The sequence below is a fragment of the Catellatospora sichuanensis genome (assembly GCF_007483665.1).
Lineage (GTDB): Bacteria > Actinomycetota > Actinomycetes > Mycobacteriales > Micromonosporaceae > Catellatospora > Catellatospora sichuanensis.
The window spans coordinates 135,590-158,390 of sequence record NZ_VIQO01000013.1 but is presented as its reverse complement, the minus strand read 5'-3'; the positions used below and the strand labels follow the sequence as shown (position 1 = coordinate 158,390).

General features: G+C 71.3%; 23 protein-coding genes and 1 pseudogene. 20 read left to right on the top strand and 4 right to left on the bottom strand.

Features of this window, described 5'->3' with window-relative positions; genetic code table 11:
- Position 1: 1 nt before the first annotated feature.
- Both FLL47_RS25700 and FLL47_RS25695 read left to right on the top strand, forming a co-directional pair.
- Positions 2-1,030 (top strand): FecCD family ABC transporter permease, encoded by a 1,029-nt coding sequence (locus FLL47_RS25700; protein ID WP_144123138.1) that lies wholly within the window; start codon positions 2-4, stop codon positions 1,028-1,030.
- Positions 1,030-1,797: an ABC transporter ATP-binding protein gene (locus FLL47_RS25695; RefSeq protein WP_144123137.1), complete on the top strand. Its 768-nt coding sequence runs from the start codon at positions 1,030-1,032 to the stop codon at positions 1,795-1,797. The genes FLL47_RS25700 and FLL47_RS25695 overlap by 1 nt, the downstream gene beginning before the upstream one ends.
- Here FLL47_RS25695 and FLL47_RS25690 read toward each other — a convergent pair.
- Positions 1,790-3,109 carry an aminotransferase class V-fold PLP-dependent enzyme gene (locus FLL47_RS25690; RefSeq protein ID WP_246158587.1) on the bottom strand — a complete coding sequence of 440 codons (1,320 nt, stop codon included), beginning with the start codon at positions 3,107-3,109 and terminating at the stop codon, positions 1,790-1,792. The genes FLL47_RS25695 and FLL47_RS25690 overlap by 8 nt on opposite strands.
- Positions 3,110-3,214: 105 nt before the next feature.
- Positions 3,215-5,317 (bottom strand): HelD family protein, encoded by a 2,103-nt coding sequence (locus FLL47_RS25685; RefSeq protein ID WP_144123135.1) that lies wholly within the window; start codon positions 5,315-5,317, stop codon positions 3,215-3,217.
- A 134-nt stretch (positions 5,318-5,451) separates the two neighbouring features.
- On the opposite strand from FLL47_RS25685, the gene FLL47_RS25680 reads away from it, so the two are divergent.
- Both FLL47_RS25680 and FLL47_RS25675 read left to right on the top strand, forming a co-directional pair.
- Positions 5,452-6,021, top strand: coding sequence for an ArsR/SmtB family transcription factor (locus FLL47_RS25680; protein ID WP_246158584.1), 570 nt, complete (start codon positions 5,452-5,454; stop codon positions 6,019-6,021).
- Positions 6,022-6,097: 76 nt separating this feature from the next.
- On the top strand, positions 6,098-6,946 hold the full coding sequence (locus tag FLL47_RS25675; protein ID WP_425457760.1) for a menaquinone biosynthetic enzyme MqnA/MqnD family protein: 849 nt from the start codon (positions 6,098-6,100) through the stop codon (positions 6,944-6,946).
- Between the two features lie 31 nt (positions 6,947-6,977).
- Here FLL47_RS25675 and FLL47_RS25670 read toward each other — a convergent pair whose 3' ends face one another.
- Together FLL47_RS25670 and FLL47_RS25665 are read right to left on the bottom strand one after the other, a co-directional pair.
- Positions 6,978-7,919: a hypothetical protein gene (locus FLL47_RS25670; protein ID WP_144123134.1), complete on the bottom strand. Its 942-nt coding sequence runs from the start codon at positions 7,917-7,919 to the stop codon at positions 6,978-6,980.
- A 71-nt stretch (positions 7,920-7,990) separates the two neighbouring features.
- A complete protein-coding gene (locus FLL47_RS25665) occupies positions 7,991-9,004 on the bottom strand; it encodes a serine hydrolase (protein ID WP_144123133.1) in 1,014 nt (337 codons plus the stop codon).
- Between the two features lie 224 nt (positions 9,005-9,228).
- Between FLL47_RS25665 and paaA the strand changes: the two genes are divergently transcribed.
- The 16 genes and pseudogenes from paaA to nuoF all read left to right on the top strand — a co-directional run bounded on the left by paaA (position 9,229) and on the right by nuoF (position 22,800).
- Positions 9,229-10,251 (top strand): 1,2-phenylacetyl-CoA epoxidase subunit PaaA, encoded by a 1,023-nt coding sequence (gene paaA / locus FLL47_RS25660; RefSeq protein ID WP_144123132.1) that lies wholly within the window; start codon positions 9,229-9,231, stop codon positions 10,249-10,251.
- Between the two features lie 64 nt (positions 10,252-10,315).
- A complete protein-coding gene (paaB, locus tag FLL47_RS25655) occupies positions 10,316-10,600 on the top strand; it encodes a 1,2-phenylacetyl-CoA epoxidase subunit PaaB (RefSeq protein ID WP_144123131.1) in 285 nt (94 codons plus the stop codon).
- Complete coding sequence (gene paaC / locus FLL47_RS25650; RefSeq protein WP_186315909.1) at positions 10,597-11,304, top strand: 1,2-phenylacetyl-CoA epoxidase subunit PaaC; 708 nt, start codon at positions 10,597-10,599, stop codon at positions 11,302-11,304. Before paaB ends, paaC begins: the two co-directional genes overlap by 4 nt.
- Before the next feature lie 145 nt (positions 11,305-11,449).
- The gene (gene paaD / locus FLL47_RS25645; protein ID WP_144123130.1) at positions 11,450-11,920 is read left to right on the top strand and encodes a 1,2-phenylacetyl-CoA epoxidase subunit PaaD; all 471 of its coding nucleotides are present in this window, start codon (positions 11,450-11,452) and stop codon (positions 11,918-11,920) included.
- Positions 11,921-11,930: 10 nt separating this feature from the next.
- Complete coding sequence (locus FLL47_RS25640) at positions 11,931-12,980, top strand: 2Fe-2S iron-sulfur cluster-binding protein (protein ID WP_144123129.1); 1,050 nt, start codon at positions 11,931-11,933, stop codon at positions 12,978-12,980.
- A 61-nt stretch (positions 12,981-13,041) separates the two neighbouring features.
- Entirely contained in the window at positions 13,042-14,232 is a 1,191-nt protein-coding gene (gene mqnC, locus FLL47_RS25635; RefSeq protein ID WP_144123128.1) for a cyclic dehypoxanthinyl futalosine synthase, read from the top strand.
- A gap of 217 nt (positions 14,233-14,449) precedes the next feature.
- Complete coding sequence (locus FLL47_RS25630; protein WP_144123127.1) at positions 14,450-15,229, top strand: hypothetical protein; 780 nt, start codon at positions 14,450-14,452, stop codon at positions 15,227-15,229.
- Positions 15,230-15,283: 54 nt separating this feature from the next.
- Entirely contained in the window at positions 15,284-15,979 is a 696-nt protein-coding gene (locus FLL47_RS25625) for a demethylmenaquinone methyltransferase (RefSeq protein ID WP_144123126.1), read from the top strand.
- Between the two features lie 49 nt (positions 15,980-16,028).
- Complete coding sequence (locus tag FLL47_RS25620) at positions 16,029-16,250, top strand: hypothetical protein (protein WP_144123125.1); 222 nt, start codon at positions 16,029-16,031, stop codon at positions 16,248-16,250.
- A gap of 187 nt (positions 16,251-16,437) precedes the next feature.
- Complete coding sequence (locus FLL47_RS25615; protein WP_144123124.1) at positions 16,438-17,709, top strand: geranylgeranyl reductase family protein; 1,272 nt, start codon at positions 16,438-16,440, stop codon at positions 17,707-17,709.
- Positions 17,710-17,787: 78 nt separating this feature from the next.
- On the top strand, positions 17,788-18,156 hold the full coding sequence (locus FLL47_RS25610) for an NADH-quinone oxidoreductase subunit A (RefSeq protein ID WP_144123123.1): 369 nt from the start codon (positions 17,788-17,790) through the stop codon (positions 18,154-18,156).
- A gap of 1 nt (position 18,157) precedes the next feature.
- Positions 18,158-18,814 carry a NuoB/complex I 20 kDa subunit family protein gene (locus FLL47_RS25605; protein ID WP_144123122.1) on the top strand — a complete coding sequence of 219 codons (657 nt, stop codon included), beginning with the start codon at positions 18,158-18,160 and terminating at the stop codon, positions 18,812-18,814.
- Positions 18,811-19,446 (top strand): NADH-quinone oxidoreductase subunit C, encoded by a 636-nt coding sequence (locus FLL47_RS25600; protein ID WP_246158581.1) that lies wholly within the window; start codon positions 18,811-18,813, stop codon positions 19,444-19,446. The genes FLL47_RS25605 and FLL47_RS25600 overlap by 4 nt, the downstream gene beginning before the upstream one ends.
- Positions 19,443-20,768, top strand: a complete 1,326-nt coding sequence (locus FLL47_RS25595; protein WP_144123120.1) for an NADH-quinone oxidoreductase subunit D — start codon at positions 19,443-19,445, stop codon at positions 20,766-20,768. The genes FLL47_RS25600 and FLL47_RS25595 overlap by 4 nt, the downstream gene beginning before the upstream one ends.
- A 17-nt stretch (positions 20,769-20,785) precedes the next feature.
- Positions 20,786-21,457: pseudogene (nuoE, locus tag FLL47_RS25590) on the top strand (NADH-quinone oxidoreductase subunit NuoE); the annotation flags it as partial.
- Between the two features lie 26 nt (positions 21,458-21,483).
- Positions 21,484-22,800: an NADH-quinone oxidoreductase subunit NuoF gene (gene nuoF / locus FLL47_RS25585; RefSeq protein ID WP_144123119.1), complete on the top strand. Its 1,317-nt coding sequence runs from the start codon at positions 21,484-21,486 to the stop codon at positions 22,798-22,800.
- Position 22,801 lies beyond the last annotated feature (1 nt).

Below are 22,801 nucleotides of genomic sequence, written 5' to 3'. Positions count from 1 at the left end.
GATGACGACGCTGCGACCGGCACGGCTCAATCCCGGATGGCTCACCGCCGGGATCGGGGCCGTGCTGGTCGCGCTCATCGCCGGGGTCGCCCTGGGCCCGGTGACGCTGCCGCCCGGCTCGGTCGCGGCGGAACTGCTCAACCTGCTGCCCGGCGTGAACCTGACGTCGGGGCTGAACGAGCGCGAGATCGCCATCATCACCGAGCTGCGGCTGCCGCGGGTGGTGCTGGGCCTGCTGGTGGGCGCGATGCTGTCCCTGGCCGGCGGCTGCTACCAGGGTGTCTTCCGCAACCCGCTGGCCGATCCCTATCTGCTCGGCGTCGCCGCGGGCGCGGGTCTCGGCGCGACCATGGCGATCGCGTTCCGGGCCGGGCCGCTCCTGCCGCTGGCTGCGTTCGCGGGGGCGGGAATCGCGGTCGTGGTCACCTACCTGCTGGGCGTGGCCGGTGGGCGGGACCGCTCGTCGGCGACCCTGATCCTGGCCGGGGTGGCCGTGTCGAGTTTCCTCGCCGCGATCCAGACCTACCTGCTGCAGCGCAACGTCGACACCATCCGCGAGGTGTACTCCTGGCTGCTCGGGCGGCTGGCCACCAACGGCTGGCACGAGGTGACGCTGCTGCTGCCGTACGCGGTGGTCACCACGGTCGTGGTGCTGGCCCTGCGCCGGGAGCTGGACGTGCTCAGCGTCGGCGACACCGAGGCGGCGAGCCTCGGCCTGCATCCGCAGCGTTCCCGGATGATCCTGCTGGCCGCGGCCTCGCTGGGCACCGCCGCCGCGGTCGCCGTGTCCGGCCTGATCGGCTTCGTCGGCATCATCGTGCCGCACGTGGTGCGGCTGCTGGCCGGCGGCTCGTACCGGTCGATCCTGCCGCTGTCGCTGCTGTTCGGCGCGGCCTTCCTGGCCCTGGCGGATCTGTTCGCGCGCACCCTGATCGCCCCGGGCGAGCTGCCGATCGGCGTGGTCACCGCGTTCTTCGGGGCGCCGTTCTTCATCCTGGTGCTGCGCTCGACCAGGCGGGTGAGCGTCTGATGCTGGCCGTCGAGGGCATCCGGGTGACCCTGGGCGACGCCGAGATCCTGCACGGCGTGGACCTGACCGTGGCCTCCGGCGAGTGGGTCACCGTGATCGGTCCCAACGGCGCCGGCAAGTCGACCCTGCTGCGGGCCGTGGGCGGCGCGGTGCCGAGCCACGGAAAGATCATCATCGACGGTACGCCGACCAGCGCGCTGCCGCGCCGTCGCCGCGCGCAGCTGGTCGCCACCGTGGCCCAGCAGCCCGTGGTGCCGCCCGGCATGCGGGTGCTCGACTACGTGCTGCTCGGGCGCACCCCCTACATCGCCCCGCTGGGTCGCGAATCGGCGGACGATCTGTCCATCGTGGAGCAGGTGCTCGACTCCCTCGAACTGCGCCGGTTCATCGGTCGTGAGCTGGAGACGCTGTCCGGCGGCGAGCGCCAGCGGGTGTTCCTGGCCCGCGCGCTGGCCCAGGGCGCGCCGCTGCTGCTGCTCGACGAGCCCACCTCGGCCCTGGACATCGGCCACCAGCAGGAGGTGCTGGAGCTGGTCGACCGGCTGCGCCGGGAACGCGCGCTCACCGTGCTGGCGACGATGCACGACCTGTCCGTGGCGGGTGAGTACGCCGACCGGCTCGTACTGCTGGCCGAGGGCCGGGTGGCCGCCGACGGCCCGCCCGCCGAGGTGCTGACCGAGGAGCTGCTCGCGCTGCACTATCGCGCCCGGGTCCGCGTCATCGCGGGCGAGTTCGGCCCGATCGTGGTCCCGGTGCGGCTCAGCTGATCTCGCGTACCGCCGCGATCGCCCGGTCCACATCGGCCTCGTTCGTCACGATGCTCGTCCCGAACCGCAGGTAGGACGGGTCGTACGGGGTCGTGCTGGTGACGATGCCCTTGGCCAGCAGTGCCGAGACCGCCGATGCCGGGGTCATCGACTTCAGCTCGCAGCAGACCAGCCCCGCGGAAAGCTCGGGCGATCGCGGGGTGATCACGCGGACGCCGTCGATCGCGGCCAGGCCCTCCTTGAGGCGGCCGGCCAGGGCGGTGGTGCGCTCGGCGACGCGCCGCCGGGTCAGCGCGGCGTGGAACTCGAACGCCTGCTCCAGCGCCCACAGGTGCTCGAAGTTGTGGTAGCCGCCCGGTGACGCCGACGGCGCGGGCAGCGCCGGGTCGATGCCCAGCCAGTGCGCGAAGCCCGCCTGCTCGAAGGTCGGGACGGCGGGCCGGAACCGGGCCCAGGCCTCGGGCCTGCCCCACACCAGCCCGGTGCCGCGCGGCCCGAACAGCCACTTGTGGCAGCCCGAGACGAGGAAGTCGCAGCCCATCTCGACCGGCCCGGCGTCGACCGCGCCGAACCCGTGCACCCCGTCCACGCACAGCAGCGCCCGCCGGTCCGGGGGCAGGTCCCGGTTGTGCTCGGCGATCGCGTCGGCGACGGCCCGGATCGGCATCCGCAGCCCGGTGCTGGAATGCACCCAGGTCACCGCGACGACGCGGGTGGCCGGGGTGAGCGACTTCGCCAGCGTGTGCACGATCTGGTCGACGCTGGCCGTGGCGGGCTCGGCGAACAGTCGCACCTTGCGGACCGTCACCCCGTCGCGGGCCGCGCGCAGCCGCAGCGACTCGTGCGTGGAGTAGAAGTCGTGCTCGGTCGTCAGCACCTCGTCGCCGGGCCGCAGCGCGATTCCGCCGTAGAGCAGGCCGAGCCCCATGGTCGTGGAGTCGGTGAAGTAGATGTGGTCGGCGGAGCCGCCCAGGTACTTGGCCGCCGCGAGGTGCAGCCGCTGCCGGGCGTTCTCCTCGCGGGAGTGCAGGTAGCCGACCGTGTCCCGGTCCAAGCCTTCGCGGTGCGCGGCGATCGCCGCCCGCACGTCGGACGGCGGGCTGGCGAACACGAACGCGGCGAACTGCGCCCTGGCAGTGTCCAGCAGGAACTGCTGCCGCACGCTGTCCCAGCTGTTCGGGTCCAGCGGGGCGTACACCGGCGGCGGGTTCTCGACGACGGGATCCGCGTCGCATGCGGACAGCGCGCCCAGCGCGGCTGTGGCGGTCAGTCCGCCCAGCAGCCCCCGACGGCTGACAGATAGCTCACCCATCGGCATATCGGACCACGACTGCGCTCAATCCGCTATCCGTGACAGGGGCGAAGTCGATCACGAGAGCCCCGCGCGGATCGGTCGTGCGGGGCTCTCGTATGTGGGTCAGTCGCGCAGCGGCTCCGGGAGGGGTTCGGTGTGCAGGACGATGAGGCTGGTGACGGCGCGGGTGAGGGCGACGTAGAGGCGGTGCAGGCCGCGCGGTTCGGCGGCGACGATGGCGGCGGGTTCGAGCACGATCACGTGGTCGTACTCCAGGCCCTTGACCATGCTGGCGGGCACGACGGTGAGGCGGCCGTCGCCGTCCAGGTCGGACGGTTCGAGGCCGGCCGCCCGCAGGGCGTCGAGCACCGCGGGCACGGCCGCGTCGGCCGCGATGACGCCGACCGAGCCTTCGCGGGTCAGTGCGGACCGGGCCGCCGCGACGACGTCGGCGGACTCGGTGATCTCCAGCGTGCCGTCGCGGCGTAGGGAGCGGGCCGGTGGCACCGCGACGTCCAGGGCGGGCAGCAGCCGGTTGGCCAGCGCGACGACCACGGCGGGGACCCGGAAGCCGGTGCTCAGCGGCACGATGCGGCCGTCCGGGCGGCCCAGGTGGCCGAGCAGGTCGCGCCAGTCCCGGGCTGCCCACGGCGTGGTGCCCTGGGCGAGGTCGCCGAGCACGGTGAGCGAGCCGTGGCCGGTGCGCCGGGCCAGTGCCCGTGCCTGCATCGGGGACAGGTCCTGCGCCTCGTCGATGACGATGTGGCCGAAGCCCGGCTGCCGGTCGAGCAGGCCGGTGACCTCGTCGGCGAGCACCGCGTCGGCCGCGGTCCACGGCGCGCTGCGCAGGCTGCGCGGCGGCTTGACCCAGTGCAGCAGGTCCTGCTCGGCGGAGGTGAGCAGCCCGTCGGCGGCCCGGCTCAGGGCCTCCGCGTCGGTGTAGAGGTCGGCCAGCAACTGCTGCGGGGTGACCGCGGGCCAGCAGTGGTCCAGCATCTCGGCCACTGATTTGATCTTGCCCATCTTGCGCAGCCAGGAGTCCGATGGCGACTCGGCCCGGCGCGCTTCCGCCTGCCGTTGCAGCAGCCCCACCACCCGGGCACGCACCCGCTCCCGCCCCAGGGCGTACGGCGGCTGCTCGCGGCGTACCTCGTCGACGACGCGGCGCAGCACGCCCTCGTCGATGCGCCAGCGGTACGAGCCGTCCGACACGGTGATCGGGCCGGCGGGCTGGGCGATCCGGGCCCACAGGGCGCGGTGCAGCACCTTCGCCATGCGCTGGTCGTGCTTGAGCGTGCCGGCCGCGGTGCCGTCCTCGGCGCGTACCGGCAGGTGGTCGAGCAGTTCGGCCACGGTCGCCTGGGAGACCTCCAGCTCGCCGAGGGCGGGCAGGACCGCCGAGATGTAGTGCAGGAACGCCCGGTTCGGGCCGATGATCATCACGCCGGACCGGCGCAGCCGCTCGCGGTGCAGGTAGACCAGGTATGCGGCGCGGTGCAGGCCGACCGCGGTCTTGCCGGTGCCGGGCGCGCCCTGCACGCAGATGGTGTCCTCGAGCTCGGCGCGGACCAGCTCGTCCTGCTCGGGCTGGATGGTCGCGACGATGTCGCGCATCGGGCCGACGCGGGGCCGCTCGATCTCGGCGGTCAGGATGGCGCTGTCGGTGCCCAGCTCCTGGCCGTGGTCGAGGTGCTCGTCCTCGAAGCTGGTCAGCACCGTGCTGCCACCGGCCGGTGCGGGCGACCAGCCGAACCGGCGGCGCACCGCAACGTCCTGCCGGTCCCGGGCGCTGGCCTGGTAGAACCGGCGCGACATGGGCGCGCGCCAGTCGAGCACCAGCGGTTCGCCGACCGCGTCGGAGACGTGGCGGCGTCCGATGTGCCAGCGCTCGGCACCGCTGGCGGCTCGTTCCGGCAATCCGCCCGGACGGCGGACCGCCGACGACTCCTCACCAGCGGCAGCCATGGTCAGCTTGCCGAAGAACAGCGGCACTGCGGGATCGTCGGACAGTTCCTTGATGCGCTGGGCCATCTGCCGGCCGAGCTGCTCGGCGGTGTACGCGTCGCCGGCGACCTGGTCGCCGACGGTGAACAGCTGCTCGGCTCGCTCGCGCATCGCCTTCAACGCGGCGCGGGAGGTGGTCAGGTGGGCCCGCTCGGCGGCCAGCTCGTCGGCGGGCGGGGATGCGGCGGGTGTCCCCTGGGCGGTCGGAATTTGGGCGGTCATGGCCGTCCTCTCGGGTGAGAAAGATCGGCCGCCCGGCGCTGCGCTCCTGGATGAGCGCTGTCGGCAGTGCCCTTTGGCAATCGACCGACCATGGTAGCTGTCATCGACCGGCAGTCACGTGCTTTTCTTTACCGGTGAGCTCCGAGGGACTGCTGAAGATCACCGACCCGTCGGTGATGCGGGCGCTGGCGCACCCCGCCCGTATTGCGATCATGGATCATCTCTCCGCCACCGGTGAGGACGCGACGGCCACCGAGTGCGCGGAGATGGTCGGCCTGTCCCCCAGCGCGACCAGCTACCACCTTCGGGCGCTGGCCAAGGCGGGGCTGATCGAGGACGCGCCGAGCCGGGGCGACGGCCGGGAACGGGTGTGGCGGGCCCGCACCCGCGGCTGGTCGCTGGAGATCGGGCCGGACGGGGGCTCCGACGCCCGCGCGGCCGAGAGCGCCGTGGCCGGGGTGTTCCTGGCCCAGGGCGACGAGCGGGTGCGCCGGTGGCTGTCCCGGTCGCACGAGGAGACGACGCAGTGGTTCGACGCCGCCCTGATGAGCGAGTTCGGCATCGTCATCACCGCCGACGAGCTGACCGCGCTCACCGACAAGATGGCCGAGCTGCTGGAGCCGTACAAGGTGAGCCAGCGCAACGACGTGCCCGCTGACGCACGGCGTGTCACCTGCCAGATACGTGCGGTGCCGGTCGACTGACCGGGCACGCCGCCCAGGTCACACCTTCCGCGGGCTCCGCCCGTGCGGTCGCCCGCGGAAGGTAGGCTCCCTGATCATGAACGCGGTGCAGCGTCCCCGGGTAGGGCACATCCAGTTCCTGAACTGTCTCCCGATCTACTGGGGACTGATGCGCTCGGGCGCCCTGATCGACGTCGAGTTGCACAAGGACACCCCCGACCGGCTCAGCGAGGCGCTGGTCGCCGGCGACCTGGACATCGGCCCGATCTCCCTGGTGGAGTACCTGCGCCATGCGGACGAACTGCTGCTGCTGCCGGACCTCGCGGTCGGCTCGGACGGCCCGGTGCTGTCGGTCAACGTGGTCTCCACCAGGCCGCTGCAGGAGCTCGACGGCACGAAGGTCGCGCTGGGCAGCACCTCGCGCACCAGCGTGCTGCTGGCGCAGATGCTGCTGCTGGAGCGCTACGGCGCGAGCCCCGAATACTTCACCTGCCCGCCGGATCTGACCCAGATGCTGCTGGAGGCCGACGCGGCCGTGCTCATCGGCGACACGGCGCTGCGCGCGCTGTTCGAGGCGCCCAAGCGCGGGCTGGCCGTCACCGACCTGGGCCAGGCCTGGCGCGAGTGGACCGGCCTGCCGATGGTGTTCGCGGTGTGGGCGGTCCGGCGCGACTTCGCCGCCGCGCACCCCGGCCTGGTCAAGGACGTGCACCAGGCATTCCTGCGCTCGCGTGACCTGTGCGTGGACAACCTCGACGAGGTCGCCGCGTCGGCGGCCCGCTGGGAGCCCTTCGACGCCGCCACGCTCGCCTCGTACTTCCGCGTGCTGGACTTCTCGCTGGGCAGCCGTCAGATCAACGGCCTGCGCGAGTTCGCCCGCCGGGCGGCGCTGGCCGGCCAGGCGCCGGCCCTGCCCGAGGGCGGCCCGGAGTTCATGGAGCTGTAGCGCCGACCGGTCCGGCGGGCGGTGCTCGTGCTCAGACCAGGTCGGTCTTGGCGCGCAGCTGGGTGGCGACGGACTTGGCGATCTCTCCGCCGTGCGACCAGGCCGTGCTCAGCGGGAACCGGGTCAGCACGGCCATGGTCCAGTCGTCGCCCAGGGCCAGGCAGTTGACGTTCCACTCCTTGGTGGCCTGCCGGTCGACCCAGCCGTTCTTGATGGCGATGCGGGACTGCTCCGCGGCCGGGAAGGCCTTGCGGATGCCGAAGTTGCCGGTGCCGCGCACCGCCCGCATCTCGCCGACGAGGTAACTGGTCCAGGTGGGCCCGGCCGCCTTGCCGTTGCCGATGGCATGCGCGATGCGGCAGGTGTCGCGGGCGGACAGCCGGGTGGTGCTCCAGCCGTCGCCGGCCTTGGAGTCGGTCAGCCCGCAGACGTCGATCAGGCGCGCGATCGTCGCCGAGCGGCCCAGCTCCGCGTACAGCGTGGAGGCGGGCGGGTTGGCGCTGTCGCGGATCATCGTGCGGATCTCGTTCATCCGCGTCGCGCTGGGCGTCTGCCCGGCCTCGGCGGCGCGGCGCAGGTAGTCCGCGGCCAGCCACGCCTTGATCATCGAGGCGGTCATGTTGGTCTGATTGAGGTTCGCCGACCCGACGATCTTGCCGGTCTTCCGGTCCATCAGCGCCCAGCTCCACCAGGCGCTGGTCTTCACAGTGACCAGCGCCCCCGGGTTGGGGGCGCTGAGCACGTCCACGGCCCCCTGCTCCAGCCCGGGCGGGCCGGGCTGAACGGGCACGCTGCGCGCGACCGCGGACTCCGGGCTCGCCGCGGCGCTGGGTGATGCGACGGGATCCTGCCAGTTGGCGGCGGCGGGGTCGCCGCTGCCGCGGCCGGCCAGCCAGAAACCGCCGCCGGCCAGCGCGGTCAGTCCGGCGGTGCCGGCGAGCAGCGCGCGCCGACGGGTGAGCAGCTCTGTCATGAGGGGAGCTCCGGGGGAGGAGGGCGGTGGCGGAGGGCGGGGAAGGGGCGCGGAGGGGTGGTCCGCCGGGGTCAGGTCGCCGGTGGCGTCACCAGCTGTCGCGCCACGTCGGCGCAGACGTCGGCCCCGTACTGCAGGCCGTTCTCGACGGGGTAGCGGGTCATCACATTCATGATCCAGTCGTCGCTGATGGCGAGGCAGTTCAGGTGCCAGTTGCCGTCGGCGCCGATGGCCGTCCAGCCGTTCTTGATGGCGAGGGTGCGGGCGAGGGTGTCGGGTACGCCGTCGATGATGCCCCACCGGCCGCCGCCCGTCGTGGCGAACTGTTCCTCGGGGGCGGTGGAACCGGTCACCTGGCGCATCTCGGAGAGCACCCAGCCGGTCCACGAGGGACCCGCCGCGGTGCCGTCGGCGATGCACCGCGCCAGCCGGACCGCGTCCCGCGGCGACATCTGGGTGCGGCTCCACCACTGGTCGAACAGCGTGGTGTCGGTCAGCCCGCAGATGTCGATCATCCGCTGCACGACCTCGTTGCCGCCGCCGGCCCGGTAGAGGGCCTGCGCGGCGCGGTCGTCGGAGTGCCTGATCGCGGCGCTCGCCTGGGCCAGCTCCGGTGGGGTCACGGTCTGCCCGGACTCGGCGGCGCGGCGCAGACGGTCGGCGACCAGCCACACCTTGATCATCGACTCGGTGCTGCTGGTCTGCGCGGCGTTGCGGGACGCGATGATCTCGCCGGTCTTCCGGTCGAGCATGGCGTACCCGATGAAGTCACCGGTGAAGGCCAGGTTGACCCGGCCCGCGGTCAACGACCGGCTCGGCCGGTCGGCGACACGGGACGAGGCGCGCTGCTTCGCGGCGGCGGTCGGGTCCGCGGCGCTCGCGGTCGGGGCGGGCGTGGCGGCGGTGGTCGGGGTGGCGCCGGGCGCGGGGGTCGCGGCCGGGGCGGGCCGGGCGTCGGCGGCTTCTGCGCTCACCTGGACATTCTGCGAGCCGGTGAGAGCCGTGGTGGCGGTAGGGGCCACCAGCGCGAGGACCAGTACGCCGAGCGCGGTCGTCGCGGCGGTGAGAGGTGTGCGGCGGCGCATATGGGGGTTGCTCCCGTTGACGGCATTGTCGTGGGTCGCCCGGGTATGGGGTGGTCCCGGATTGGCAGCAACGGTAGGTCGTACCGCCAGGAGCTGCCATTTCCGAGTCTTGCTCGCGCTCATTCCGGCTGCCACCGGTGACGCAGGTCACGGCTGAGCGGGCACGCCGACGCTGGTTGTGACAGTTGTTGCGCCGATGCGCGTAAAGCTGTAACACTGGCCGCATGGAGACGGGTATGCCCGGGGTCGCGGGCGCGGAGCGGCTGCTCGGCGAGGTCGAGGAGGCCGAGGCCGCGCTGCGCGAGGCCGCGGAGCGGGAGCTGGACGGCGAGGCGTCGTTCGATGCCGTGATCGCCGCCGATCAGAAGATCGAACCGCGCGACGCCATGCCCGACGCGTACCGGGCCGGGCTGATCCGCCAGATCGCCCAGCACGCGCACTCCGAGATCATCGGCATGCAGCCGGAGGGCAACTGGATCAGCCGGGCGCCCTCACTGCGGCGCAAGGCCATCCTGCTGGCCAAGGTGCAGGACGAGGCCGGCCACGGGCTCTACCTCTACGCGGCCGCGGAGACGCTCGGCGTCAGCCGCCAGGAGCTGGACACCGCGCTGCTGACCGGCAAGCAGAAGTACAGCTCGATCTTCAACTACCCCACGCTCAGCTGGGCCGACATGGGCGCGATCGGCTGGCTGGTGGACGGCGCGGCGATCGTGAACCAGGTGCCGCTGTGCCGCTGCTCGTACGGGCCATACGCGCGCGCCATGATCCGCGTGTGCAAGGAGGAGTCCTTCCACCAGCGCCAGGGCTACCAGTCGCTGTACGTGCTCGCGCAGGGCACCCCGGCACAGCGGGCGATGGCGCAGGACGCGGTCGACCGCTGGTGGTACCCGTCGCTGGCGATGTTCGGCCCGCCGGACGCGGATTCCACGCACTCGGCGCAGTCCATGGCGTGGAAGGTCAAACGCTTCTCCAACGACGAGCTGCGCCAGCGGTTCGTCGACATGTGCGTGCCGCAGGCGGAGATCCTCGGCCTGACCCTGCCCGACCCCGACCTCACGTGGAACGAGCAGCGCGGGCACTACGACTACACGGCTCCCGACTTCGAGGAGCTGATGCGGGTGGTGAAGGGCGACGGGCCCTGCAACCGCCAGCGCATGGCGCACCGGAACCGGGCACACGAAGAGGGCGCCTGGGTGCGCGAGGCGGCCGCGGCGTACGCGGAGAAGAACAGGAAGGCAGTGGCGTGAACGAGCGCAGCGAGCGAACCATGAGCGCGGCGACCGCCGGCGACGAGCGAAGCGAGGAGCGGGCGTGACCAGCGACGTTCCTCTGTGGGAGGTGTTCGTCCGGGCCCGGCGCGGGCTCGCCCACACCCACGCCGGCAGCCTGCACGCGCCGGACGCGGACATGGCCCTGCGCCACGCGCGTGACCTCTACACCCGCCGCCAGGAGGGCGTCTCCATCTGGGTGGTGCCCGCCACGGAGATCACCGCGTCGAGCCCGGACGAGAAGGACTCCTTCTTCGACCCGGCGGCCGACAAGATCTACCGGCACCCGACGTTCTACGAGCTGCCCGAGGGGGTGGCCCACCTGTGAGCGGGCTTGCCGAGCGTGCCACCACCGTCGACCTGCTGGCCCTCGGGGACGACGCCCTGATCGCGGCCCAGCGGCTGGCCGAGTGGGTGTCCCGCGCGCCCACGCTGGAGGAGGACGTGGCGCTGGCCAACATCGCCCTCGACCAGCTCGGCGCGGCCCGCATGCTGCTGGCCACCGCGGGCGACGAGGACGAGCTGGCCTACCGGCGTGACGACCGCGGGTTCCGCAACTGCCTGCTGGCCGAGCTGCCGCTCGGGCCGGGCCGCGGCGACCTCGACTTCGGCTGGACGATGACCTGGCTGCTCATGCTGTCGGCGGCGCAGCTGCTGCGCTACACCGACCTCGCGGCGGGCGCCGACGAGCACGCGGCGGGCATCGGGGCGAAGGCGGTCAAGGAGTCGACCTATCACCTCGACCACGCCACGCAGTGGATGCTGCGGCTGGGCGGCGGCACCGAGCAGTCGCACCGACGGGTGCAGGAGGCCCTGGACGGGCTCTGGCCCTACGGCCACGAGCTGGCCGAGGGCATCCGCGACCGCTGGCTGGCGCTCGTCGAGCCGGTGCTGGCCGAGGCGGGGCTGACCCGTCCCGCCGACCGCTGGCGGCCCGACGGCGGCCGTGCCGGGCGGCACACCGAGCACCTGAGCTTCCTGCTGGCCGAGATGCAGTCGCTGCACCGGGCGCACCCCGGAGCGCAGTGGTGATCACCTGCGGCTCGCGCGGCGGGACCGCGGCGGCCCATCGCCGTCACGGCGTGCTCGTTTCGGGACGCGTTTGCGTCCGAAAACGAGCAGACGATTCCCGGAACGGTCCCGCGGCGCGACCCGCCGGGCCGGGGAGGAGAGCGTGATGACGACGGTACGGACGGAGATCGCCGAGATCGCCGGCGCGGTGCCCGATCCGGAGCTGCGCGTGGTGACCATCGGCGAGCTGGGCATCGTGCGCGGGGCCGAGAAGGCCGAGGACGGCCGGGTCGTTGTCACGATCACGCCGACCTACTCCGGCTGCCCGGCGATGGACGCCATCCGCGACGACATCCGGGCCGCGCTGGCCGCGGCCGGGCATACCGACGTCGAGGTCAGGACCGTGCTCAGCCCGGCCTGGTCCACCGACATGATCACCGAGTCCGGCTGGGCGGCGCTGGAGCGCACCGGCATCGCCGCGCCGGGGGCATCCGGCACGCCGGCCTGCCCGCGCTGCGCGCACCGCGGGCAGCCGACGCCGGTGCTGCAGATCAGCCGGTACGCCTCGACGCCCTGCCAGAGCCTGTGGAGCTGCCGCTCCTGCCTGGAACCCTTCAACGCGATCAAGAAACTGTGAGCACGCCGCTGTGAGCACGACCTTCCACGAGCTGACCGTCACCGCGGTCGAGCAGCTGACCCCGTCCGCGGTGGCGCTGACCTTCGCGGTCCCCGCCGAGCTGCGGCAGGCCTTCGCCTTCCGGCCGGGACAGCACGTCACCGTGCGCCTGGACGACGAGCTGCGCCGCTCGTACTCGATCTGCTCGACGCCCGCGCAGCTCCGTGAGCGGGGCACGCTGACGATCGGCGTGAAGCGGGTGCCGGGAGGCGTGTTCTCCACCCGGGCCCAGGCGCTCGCGACGGGCGAGACACTGCCGGTGCTGCCGCCGCTGGGCCGCTTCACCACCGAGCTGGACCCGGCGCGTGACCGCCGCTACGGCGCGATCGTGGCGGGGTCGGGGATCACACCGGTGCTGTCGCTGGTGTCGGCCGCGCTGGAGACCGAGCCGGGCAGCACGTTCACGGTGCTCTGCGGCAACCGCAGCGCCGCCGAGGTGATGTTCGCCGACGCGCTGGCCGACCTGAAGGACCGCTTCCCCGGGCGGCTGCAGCTGGTGCACGTGCTCTCCCGGGAGGTGCAGCCGAGCGAGCTGCTCTCCGGCCGGCTGGACACGGACCGGGTGACCGCGCTGCTCAAGGAGTTCGACCTGGCCGGGGTGCAGGAGTGGTTCCTGTGCGGGCCGCTGGGCGTGGTGCGCGCGGCGCGCGAGGCGCTGGCTGCGGTCGACGCGAAGGGCAAGGTGCACGTCGAGCTGTTCCACGCCGAGGAGGCGCCGCCGCCGGTCGTCGACGTGGCGGGCGGGGACGTCGAGGTATCCATCGTCCTGGACGGACGGTCGACCGCTTTCACCATGGACCGGTCCGAGCGGGTGCTGGACGCGGCGCTGCGCCATCGCGGCGAGCTGCCGTACGCGTGCAAGGGCGGGGTGTGCTCGACCTGCCGCGCGAAGGTGGTCTCGGGCGGGGTGCAGATGGCCGCGAACTGGGCGCTGGAGCCGGACGAGGTGGCCGCGGGGTACGTGCTGACGTGCCAGTCCAGTCCCACGAGCGAGGAACTGGTGCTCGACTTCGACGCCTGAGCAGGCCCGGTGTGACGGACCAGCCAGACCCGGTACTGCGCCGACCCGATAGTCTCGGAGCGTGAGTGTGAACCGGGAGATCGACAGCATCGTGCAGCGGGCCGCGGACGGCGGCCGCATCAGCTCCGAGGAGGCGCTGCTGCTGTACACCGACGCGCCGTTCCACGCGCTCGGTGAGGCAGCGGACGCGGTGCGTCGTCGCCGCTACCCGGACGGCGTCGTCACGTACCTGATCGACCGCAACATCAACTACACCAACGTGTGCGTGACGGCGTGCAAGTTCTGCGCCTTCTACCGGGCCCCCAAGCACAGCGAGGGCTGGACCCACGACACCGCCGAGATCCTGCGCCGCTGCGGCGAGGCGGTCGAGCTGGGCGCGACGCAGGTGATGCTGCAGGGCGGCCACCACCCCGAGTACGGCGTGGACTACTACGAGACCCTGTTCGCCTCGGTGAAGCAGGCATACCCGCAGCTCATGATCCACTCGATCGGGCCCAGTGAGATCCTGCACATGGCCAAGGTCTCCGGCGTCTCCATCGAGGAGGCCGTGGTCCGCATCAAGGCGGCCGGGCTCGACTCGATCGCCGGCGCCGGTGCGGAGATGCTGCCCGACCGCCCGCGCAAGGCGATCGCCCCGCTCAAGGAGTCCGGCGCGCGCTGGCTCGAGGTGATGGAGGTCGCGCACCGGCACGGTGTCGAGTCCACCGCGACCATGATGATGGGCACCGGCGAGACCAACGCCGAGCGCATCGAGCACCTCACCATGATCCGCGACGTACAGGACCGCACCGGCGGGTTCCGCGCCTTCATCCCGTGGACCTACCAGCCCGAGAACAACCACCTCAAGGGGCGTACGCAGGCGACGTCGCTGGAATACCTGCGCCTGATCGCGGTGGCCCGGCTCTTCTTCGACAACGTGGCGCACCTGCAGGCGTCCTGGCTGACCACCGGCAAGGACGTGGGCCAGGTCGCGCTGCACATGGGCGTCGACGACCTGGGTTCGATCATGCTGGAGGAGAACGTCATCTCCTCCGCGGGCGCCAAGCACCGGTCCAACCTGCACGACCTGGTGCAGCTGATCCGCACCGCCGGCCGCATCCCCGCCCAGCGCGACACCCTGTACCGGCACATGAAGGTCCACTGGACCCCTGCCGACGACCCCACCGACGAGCGCGTGACCTCCCACTTCTCCTCCATCGCCATCGAGGGCGGCGGCATGGGCAAGCAGCTCCCCCTCGTCGACGCCCGCTGACCGCCCCCGGCGCGCCCGCGCCGGGCTCCAAGATCGCCGTTTCGTGCCAAAAGGTGCGGTGGGACCTCGCCTTTTGGCACGAACTCGTGATCAACACGTCGAGGTCGCGGGGCGGTGGCTGATCGACCTATGGGCGGGGTGGGGACCCGGGATTACCGTCGTGGGTCGGCAACCCGGGAGGACGGCGATGAAGCGGCACGTGATCAGGCTTGCGGCGGTGCTGGCGGCACTGCTCGCCGGGCTCGGCCTCGTCGCCTCGCCCGCGTGGGCGGCCGACGCCGATCTCGCCGCATTGTCTCGTGACGGCCGCCAAGGCGCGATCGGCACGACGGTCAGCGTGCCTCTCGGCATCGCCAATCACGGTCCAGCCGCGATCAAAGACGTCGGCCCGGTGACCCTCAGCTACCGTGCACCTGCTGGCACCGTGATCGCGCTCGTGCCCGGCGGGGCCACCAACTGCCGGTTCAACGGCGACCGGACCTCCGCACAATGCCAGCTCAATACGGAATGGCGGGCGGGGATCGGCCTGCAGCCGAAGGGTAGCTATCGGGACCTCCGGTTGCGCATCGTGACCAAGGTGACCGGGCCCGGCGCTTTCGAAGTGACCTGCGGGTGCGACACGAAGAAGGCGAACAACGCCACGAACATCGTGGTCAACGGGGTAACCAAGCCGGTGCCGAGCGCCTCGCCCAAGCCGTCTTCGAAGCCGTCGGCCTCCGCGTCGCCGTCGGCCAGCCCGTCGGCGACCCCGAGCGAGACGCCCGCGACCACGGACGAGCCGGTCGCCACGGAGTCGGCGGACCCGGTCGTGGCCGAGCCGACGGAGCCGGAGTCGTCCGGGGATGCCACGCTCAGCGGGATGATGCTGATCGGTTTCGGCGTCGTGCTGCTCGGCCTGGTCGGGCTGGGCGGGGCCGTTTATCTGTGGCGCGTGCGCGCAGGTCGTGACGAGGATGGCGGCGACGGCGACATGGACGCCACACAGGTGATCCGGTAGTGCAGTGTGGCGGCCGCCGCAGCGCGTCCGGACGGCGTTTGGCAGAGTGACGCTGTGAGCCGCGCAGACCTGGATAAAGAGCCGTACGAGATCGCCGCCATGTTCGACGGCGTCGCGGAGAAGTACGACAAGACCAACTCAGTGCTGTCGTTCGGCCAGGACAAGGGCTGGCGTCGCGCCACCCGGTCCGCGCTGGGCCTCAAGCGCGGCGAGAAGGTGCTCGACCTGGGCGCGGGCACCGGTGTCTCGACCGAGGAACTGGCCCGCTCCGGCGCGTACGTGGTCGGCGTCGACCTGTCCCTGGGCATGCTCGCGGTGGGCCGCCGAGACCGGCCGCACGTGCCGCTGGTCGCCGGTGACGCGCTCGCGCTGCCCTTCCCCGACCACAGCTTCGACGCGGTGACCACGTCGTTCGTCATCCGCAACGTGGCGAACACCCCGGCCGCGCTGCGCGAGCTGGCCCGGGTCACCAAGCCGGGCGGCCGTCTGGTGATCTGCGAGTTCTCGCACCCCGTCAACGGCGCGTTCCGCACCGTGTACCTGCAGTACCTGATGCGCTCGCTGCCCGCGGTGGCCCGCAAGGTGTCCAGCAACCCCGAGGCGTACGTCTACCTCGCCGAGTCCATCCGGGCCTGGCCGAACCAGAACGAGTTCGCCAAGATCATTGGCGAGAACTCCTGGGCGCAGGTGAAGTACCGCAACCTGACCGGCGGCATCGTGGCGCTGCACAAGGCGGTCAAGCCCGCCTGATCCGCGCGTTCGCCGGACAGGGCGCGCTCCGCCGCCGCAGGATCGAGACATGCGGTACGACGAGAGCGCGGTGGTCGGCGTACTCGGCGGCGGATACGGCGAGCCGCCGGTCCGCGTCGCCGATCTGGAGGAGGCGGCCCGCCGCCGGTCGGCCGCCCGACGTGCGACGCATCCCGTGCCACCACCCCCGCCGGATCCCGGCGTGCCTACAGACCCGGATCCCGACCGGGTCCCTGAGCCGACCCCCGATCCCCAGCCCGGCCCGCCCTGACGCCGCTCCGGTCGGTCCGGCCCGCCTCGGTCCTGCTCGCGCTCCGGAGCGCGACCGGGACCGAATGTGCAGTTAGGTTCACCTAACCACTACGGGTCCTCGGCGCAGTTCTAGACTGCTCGCCGGACTGGCTTGTGAAGACTTTCACGAGCCCCGAACGAGCGTTAAGGCCGAGGTGGAGGTGAGCATGACACCGACCGATGTCGATGCGGATGTGATCGTCGTTGGAGCCGGTCCGGGTGGCTCCGCCGCTGCCTATCACCTTGCCAGGCATGGTGCGAAGGTGCTGCTGCTGGAGAAGACCGAGTTCCCGCGGGAGAAGGTCTGCGGCGACGGACTGACCCCGCGCGCGGTCAAGCAGCTGATCGACATGGGCGTGGACGTGAGCCCCGAAGCCGGCTGGCTGCACAACAAGGGCCTGCGCGTCATCGGCGGCGGCGTCCGGCTGGAACTGGACTGGCCCGACCTGGCCAGCTTCCCCGACTTCGGCCTCGTACGCACGCGCATGGACTTCGACGACATGCTCGCCCAGCGGGCGGTCGCCGCGGGCGCGGTGCTGCGGACCGGCCACAACGTGACCGGGCCGGTGCTGGACGCCGACGGCCGCGTGGTCGGCGTCGAGGTGCGCACGCCCGAGGGCGACAAGACGCTGCGCTCGCACGTGGTGGTGGCCGCGGACGGCGTGTCCGGCCGGTTCGCGCTGGCGATGGGCATCGCCAAGCGGGACGACCGCCCGATGGGCGTCGCGGTGCGCCGCTACTACCACTGCCCGGTCAAGGCGGACGACGACTACCTGGAGTCCTGGCTCGAGCTGCGCAGCCGTGAGGCGGGCGCCGCCCAGCTGCCCGGCTATGGCTGGATCTTCGGGCTCGGCGACGGCCGGGTGAACGTGGGCCTCGGCGTGCTGAACTCCTCCAAGGCGTACCAGGCGACGAACTACCGCACCATGCTCACCGACTGGCTGGGCAGCACGCCGGAGGAGTGGGGCCTGAACGACGAGGCCAACGCCGACGGCAAGATTCTCAGCGCGGCCCTGCCGATGGGGTTCAACCGCACGCCCCACTACACGCGGGGCATGATGCTGGTGGGCGACTCCGGCGGCATGGTCAACCCCTTCAACGGCGAGGGCATCGCGTACGCGATGGAGTCAGGCCAGCTGGCGGCGGAGATCCTGGTCCAGGCTCTCGCCCGACCGGCGGGCCCGGCCCGGGAGCTGGCGCTGCAGGGCTACGCGAACGAACTCAAGCGGCGGCTCGGCGGTTACTACCGAATCGGCGGGATCTTCGTGAAGCTGATCGGCAATCCGCAGATCATGAAGGTGGCTACCAAGCACGGCATGCCGCATCCCACGCTCATGCGGTTCGTGCTCAAGCTGCTGGCGAACCTCACCGATCCGCGGGGTGGCGACTCCATGGACCGGATCATCAATGCCATGTCCCGCGTGGCACCCGCGGTGTAGCGGGCCGCGGGGCGAGGATCATATCCGAGCTGCAAGCAGGCGAAACACTAGTTAACCGGGAAGAAAGGACGTAGGCAGGTGTCGCTCTCCGCGTACGTGCCCATCGTTGGGCTCTTCGCGCTGGCCGCGGCCTTCGGGCTTTTCTCGGTCACGGCTGCGCCCTTCATCGGACCCCGCCGCTTCAACAAGGCGAAACTGGACGCCTACGAGTGCGGCATCGAGCCGACCCCTCAGCCGGTCGGCGGCGGACGCTTCCCGATCAAGTTCTACTTGACCGCGATGCTCTTCATCGTCTTCGACATCGAGATCATCTTCCTCTACCCGTGGGCTGTCACGTTCGACAGCTTCCAGGGGGCGTTCGTCTTCGTCGAGATGCTTCTGTTCATCGGCACGGTGTTCATCGCGTACGCCTACGTGTGGCGTCGCGGTGGCCTGGATTGGGACTGACATGGGACTCGAAGAGAAGCTCCCCTCCGGGGTGCTGCTCACCACCGTCCAGGGGCTCGTCAACTGGACCCGTAAGGCCAGCTTCTGGCCGGCCACCTTCGGCCTGGCCTGCTGCGCGATCGAGATGATGGCCACCGGCGCGGCCCGATTCGACTCGGGCCGCTTCGGCATGGAGGTCTTCCGGGCATCGCCCCGCCAGGCCGACCTGATGATCGTGGCCGGCCGGGTGAGCCAGAAGATGGCCCCGGTGCTGCGCCAGATCTACGACCAGATGCCCGACCCCAAGTGGGTGCTGTCCATGGGTGTCTGCGCCTCGTCGGGCGGCATGTTCAACAACTACGCGATCGTGCAGGGCGTGGATCACATCGTGCCCGTCGACATGTACCTGCCGGGCTGCCCGCCGCGGCCGGAGATGCTGCTCGACGCGATCCTCAAGCTGCACGACAAGATCCTCGCCGAACCGCTGGGCGCCGGCGGCCGCAAGATGCTGGCCGCCAGGGAGGCCCGCGAGGGCAAGCCCGTGGTCGCGCCCGGCGCGATGCCGTCGAGCTACCGCTACAACAAGGCGCTGCGCGCCGAGTGGGAGCAGGCCGTCGCCGAGGGCCGCGAGGAGCAGCTGCGGATCACGAAGTGGATGGAGCGGGGGACCCACCGGTGACTCAGCCTGAAGGACTGTTCGGGGTCACCGGCACCGGTGACACCTCCGGCATGGGCGGCCTGGTCCGCAAGCGGCCGGTGCAGCTGGACGCGCAGCGGCCGCTCGGCGGCTGGTACGACGAGGTCGTGGACGCGCTGGAGGAGGCCTACCCGGGCTTCGCCGACGCGATCGAGCGCGTCGTCATCGACCGCGGTGAGCTGACCCTGCACATCGTCCCGGCGAAGATCGCCGAGGTGTGCCGGATCCTGCGCGACGACATGTCGCTGCGCTACGAGCTGTGCTCGTCGGTGTCGGGCGTGGACTACATCGCCGAGGAGCGCCGCCTGCACGTGGTGTACCACCTCACCTCGATGACCTACCGCCGCCGCATCCGGCTCGAGTGCGCGGTCACCGCGGCCGACCCGCACCTGCCCAGCGTGACCATGGTCTACCCGACCGCGGACTGGCAGGAGCGGGAGACGTACGACATGTTCGGCATCGTCTTCGACGGCCACCCGAACCTGACCCGCATCCTCATGCCGGACGACTGGGACGGTTTCCCGCAGCGCAAGGACTACCCGCTGGGCGGCGTGCCGGTCGAGTACAAGGGCGCCGAGATCCCGCCGCCCGATGCACGGAGGGCCTACCGATGAGCAACGCTGGATACGCGCAGGAGCGCGAGACGACCGAGGGCAAGGTCTTCACGGTCACCGGCGGCGACTGGGACTCCATCGTCTCGGGCGTCGACCCGATGCACGACGAGCGCATCGTCGTCAACATGGGCCCCCAGCACCCGTCCACGCACGGCGTGCTGCGCCTGGTGCTGGAGATGGAGGGCGAGACCATCACCGAGGCCCGCCTCGTCGTCGGCTACCTGCACACCGGCATCGAGAAGAACATGGAGTACCGCACCTGGACGCAGGGCTCCACGTTCGTGACCCGGATGGACTACCTCGCCCCGATCTTCAACGAGACGGCGTACAGCCTCGCGGTGGAGAAGCTGCTGGGCATCGAGGACCAGATCACCGAGCGCACCAACACCATCCGCGTGCTGATGATGGAGCTCAACCGGATCTCCTCGCACCTGGTGTGGCTGGCCACGACCGGTATGGAACTCGGCGCGCTGTCGATGATGATCTACGGCTTCCGCGAGCGTGAGTTCATCCTCGACATCTTCGAGATGATCACCGGTCTGCGCATGAACATGGCCTACGTGCGCCCGGGCGGCGTCGCGCAGGACGTGCCGGACACCGCGATCGTGAAGATCCGCGAGTTCCTCGACTTCATGCCCAAGCGCATCAAGGAGTACGAGGACCTGCTCTCCGGCCAGCCGATCTGGACCGCGCGCACCAAGGGTGTCGCGGTGCTGGACGTCACCGGCTGCGTCGCGCTCGGCGTCACCGGCCCGGTGCTGCGCAGCTCCGGTCTGGCCTGGGACCTGCGCAAGACCATGCCGTACTGCGGCTACGAGACCTACGACTTCGACGTGCCGACCCAGCCCGAGGGTGACGTGTTCGCGCGCTACCTGGTCCGGCTGGCCGAGATGCGGGAGTCGCTGAAGATCGTCGAGCAGGCGCTGGACCGGCTCAAGCCCGGCCCGGTCATGGTCGAGGACCGGAAGATCGCCTGGCCCGCGCAGCTCGCGCTCGGCAACGACGGCCTGGGCAACTCGCTCGAGCACGTCGCGCACATCATGGGCCAGTCCATGGAGTCCCTGATCCACCACTTCAAGCTGGTCACCGAGGGCTTCCGGGTCCCGGCCGGCCAGGTGTACGTGCCGATCGAGGGTCCTCGCGGCGAGCTGGGCGCGCACGTGATCTCGGATGGGGGCACCCGGCCGTTCCGGGTGCACATGCGGGAGCCGAGCTTCGTGAACCTGCAGGCAATCCCGGCCATGGCCGAGGGCGGCCTGCTGGCAGATGTGATCGCGGGTGGAGCCAGCCTCGACCCGGTGATGGGTGGGTGTGACCGATGACAGCGCCGCAGAAGTCGGTGGACGTGTTCGACGAGAAGACCCGGGAGCTGGCGCGCGAGATCGTCGCGCGCTTCCCGGAGGGCAAGGAGCGCTCGGCGCTGCTGCCGATGCTGCACCTGGTCCAGTCGGTCGAGGGGTACGTATCCCCGGCCGGTGTCGCGTTCTGCGCCGAGCAGCTCAACCTGACCAAGGCCCAGGTCGGCGCGGTCGCCACCTTCTACACCATGTACAAGCGCCGCCCGACCGGCGAGTACCTGGTCAGCGTCTGCACCAACACCCTGTGCAACGTGCTCGGCGGGCAGGAGGTCTACGACACGCTGTCGGAGACCCTGGGCGTCGGCCACGACGAGACCACCGAGGACGGCAAGATCACGCTGGAGCACGCCGAGTGCCTCGCCGCGTGCGACTACGGCCCGGTGCTCACCGTCAACTACGACTTCTTCGACAACGTGACCCCGGAGAGCGCGCTCGACGTGGTCGGCAAGCTCAAGTCCGGGCAGCGGCCGATGCCGACCCGCGGCGCCCGGCTGTGCTCGTTGAAGGAGACGGCGTTGCAGCTGGCGGGCTTCGCCGACGAGCGCGATGGCGCGGTCGCCGACGGCCCGGCGGGTGACTCCACGCTGCGCGGCGTGCGCCTGGCGCAGCAGCACGGGATCAGCCCGGCCGGTTTCGACATCAACACGCCCATCCCGACTCCCTCGAAGGAGGCGGCGAAGTGACCACGCCCAGTGCAGCCACCCTGGCCAAGCTCACGCCCGTCCTCACCAAGCGCTGGCTGTCGCCGGACGCCTGGCGGCTCGACGTCTACGAGCGCCTCGACGGCTATGCCGCCCTGCGCAAGGCGCTGGCCGTGCACCCGGACGACCTGATCGCCCTGATCAAGGACTCCGGCCTGCGCGGCCGCGGCGGCGCGGGCTTCCCGACCGGGCTCAAGTGGGGTTTCATCCCGCAGAACGACGGCAAGCCGCACTACCTGGTCGTCAACGCCGACGAGGGCGAGCCGGGCACCTGCAAGGACCTGCCGCTGATGGCGCACGACCCGCACTCGCTGGTCGAAGGCGTCATCATCGCGTCGTACGCGATCCGCGCCAACCGTGCCTACATCTACATCCGCGGCGAGGCGGTGCACGCCGCGCGGCGGCTGCGCCACGCGGTGCAGGAGGCGTACAAGGCCGGCTACCTCGGCAAGAACATCCTCGGCAGCGGGTACGACCTCGACCTGGTGGTGCACTCCGGCGCGGGCGCGTACATCTGCGGCGAGGAGACGGCGCTGCTGGACTCGCTGGAGGGCTTCCGCGGCCAGCCGCGGCTGCGCCCGCCGTTCCCGGCGACGCACGGCCTCTACGCCAGCCCCACCGTCGTCAACAACGTGGGCACCATCGCCAGCGTGCCGTACATCGTGCTGGGCGGGGCCGCCTGGTGGAAGACGATGGGCACCGAGAAGTCGTCCGGCCCGATGATCTACTCGCTGTCCGGGCGGGTCAAGAACCCCGGCCAGTACGAGTGCTCGATGGGCATCACGCTGCGCGAGCTGATCGAGCTGGCCGGCGGCATGCAGGACGGCCACCAGCTGCGGTTCTGGACCCCGGGCGGCTCGTCGACGCCGCTGCTGACCGGCGACCACATCGACACCGCGATGGACTTCGAGTCCGTGGCCGCGGCCGGTTCCATCCTCGGCACCACCGCCGTCCAGCTCTTCAGCGACCAGGACTGCCCGGTCTACGCGACCTACCGGTGGCTGGAGTTCTACCACCACGAGTCGTGCGGCAAGTGCACCCCGTGCCGTGAGGGCAACTACTGGATGGTGCGGGTCTACCGGCGCATCCTCTCCGGCGAGGGCACGCTCGAGGACCTGGACACCCTGCTGGACACCGCGAGCAACATCCTGGGCCGCTCCTTCTGCGGTCTCGGGGACGGCGCGACCAGCCCGGTGACCTCCTCCCTGCAGTACTTCAAGCAGGACTACCTGGACTACATCGAGGGTCGCAAGGCGCCGAAGCTCAGCGCCCACGCCCTGGCAGGAGCGCACTGAC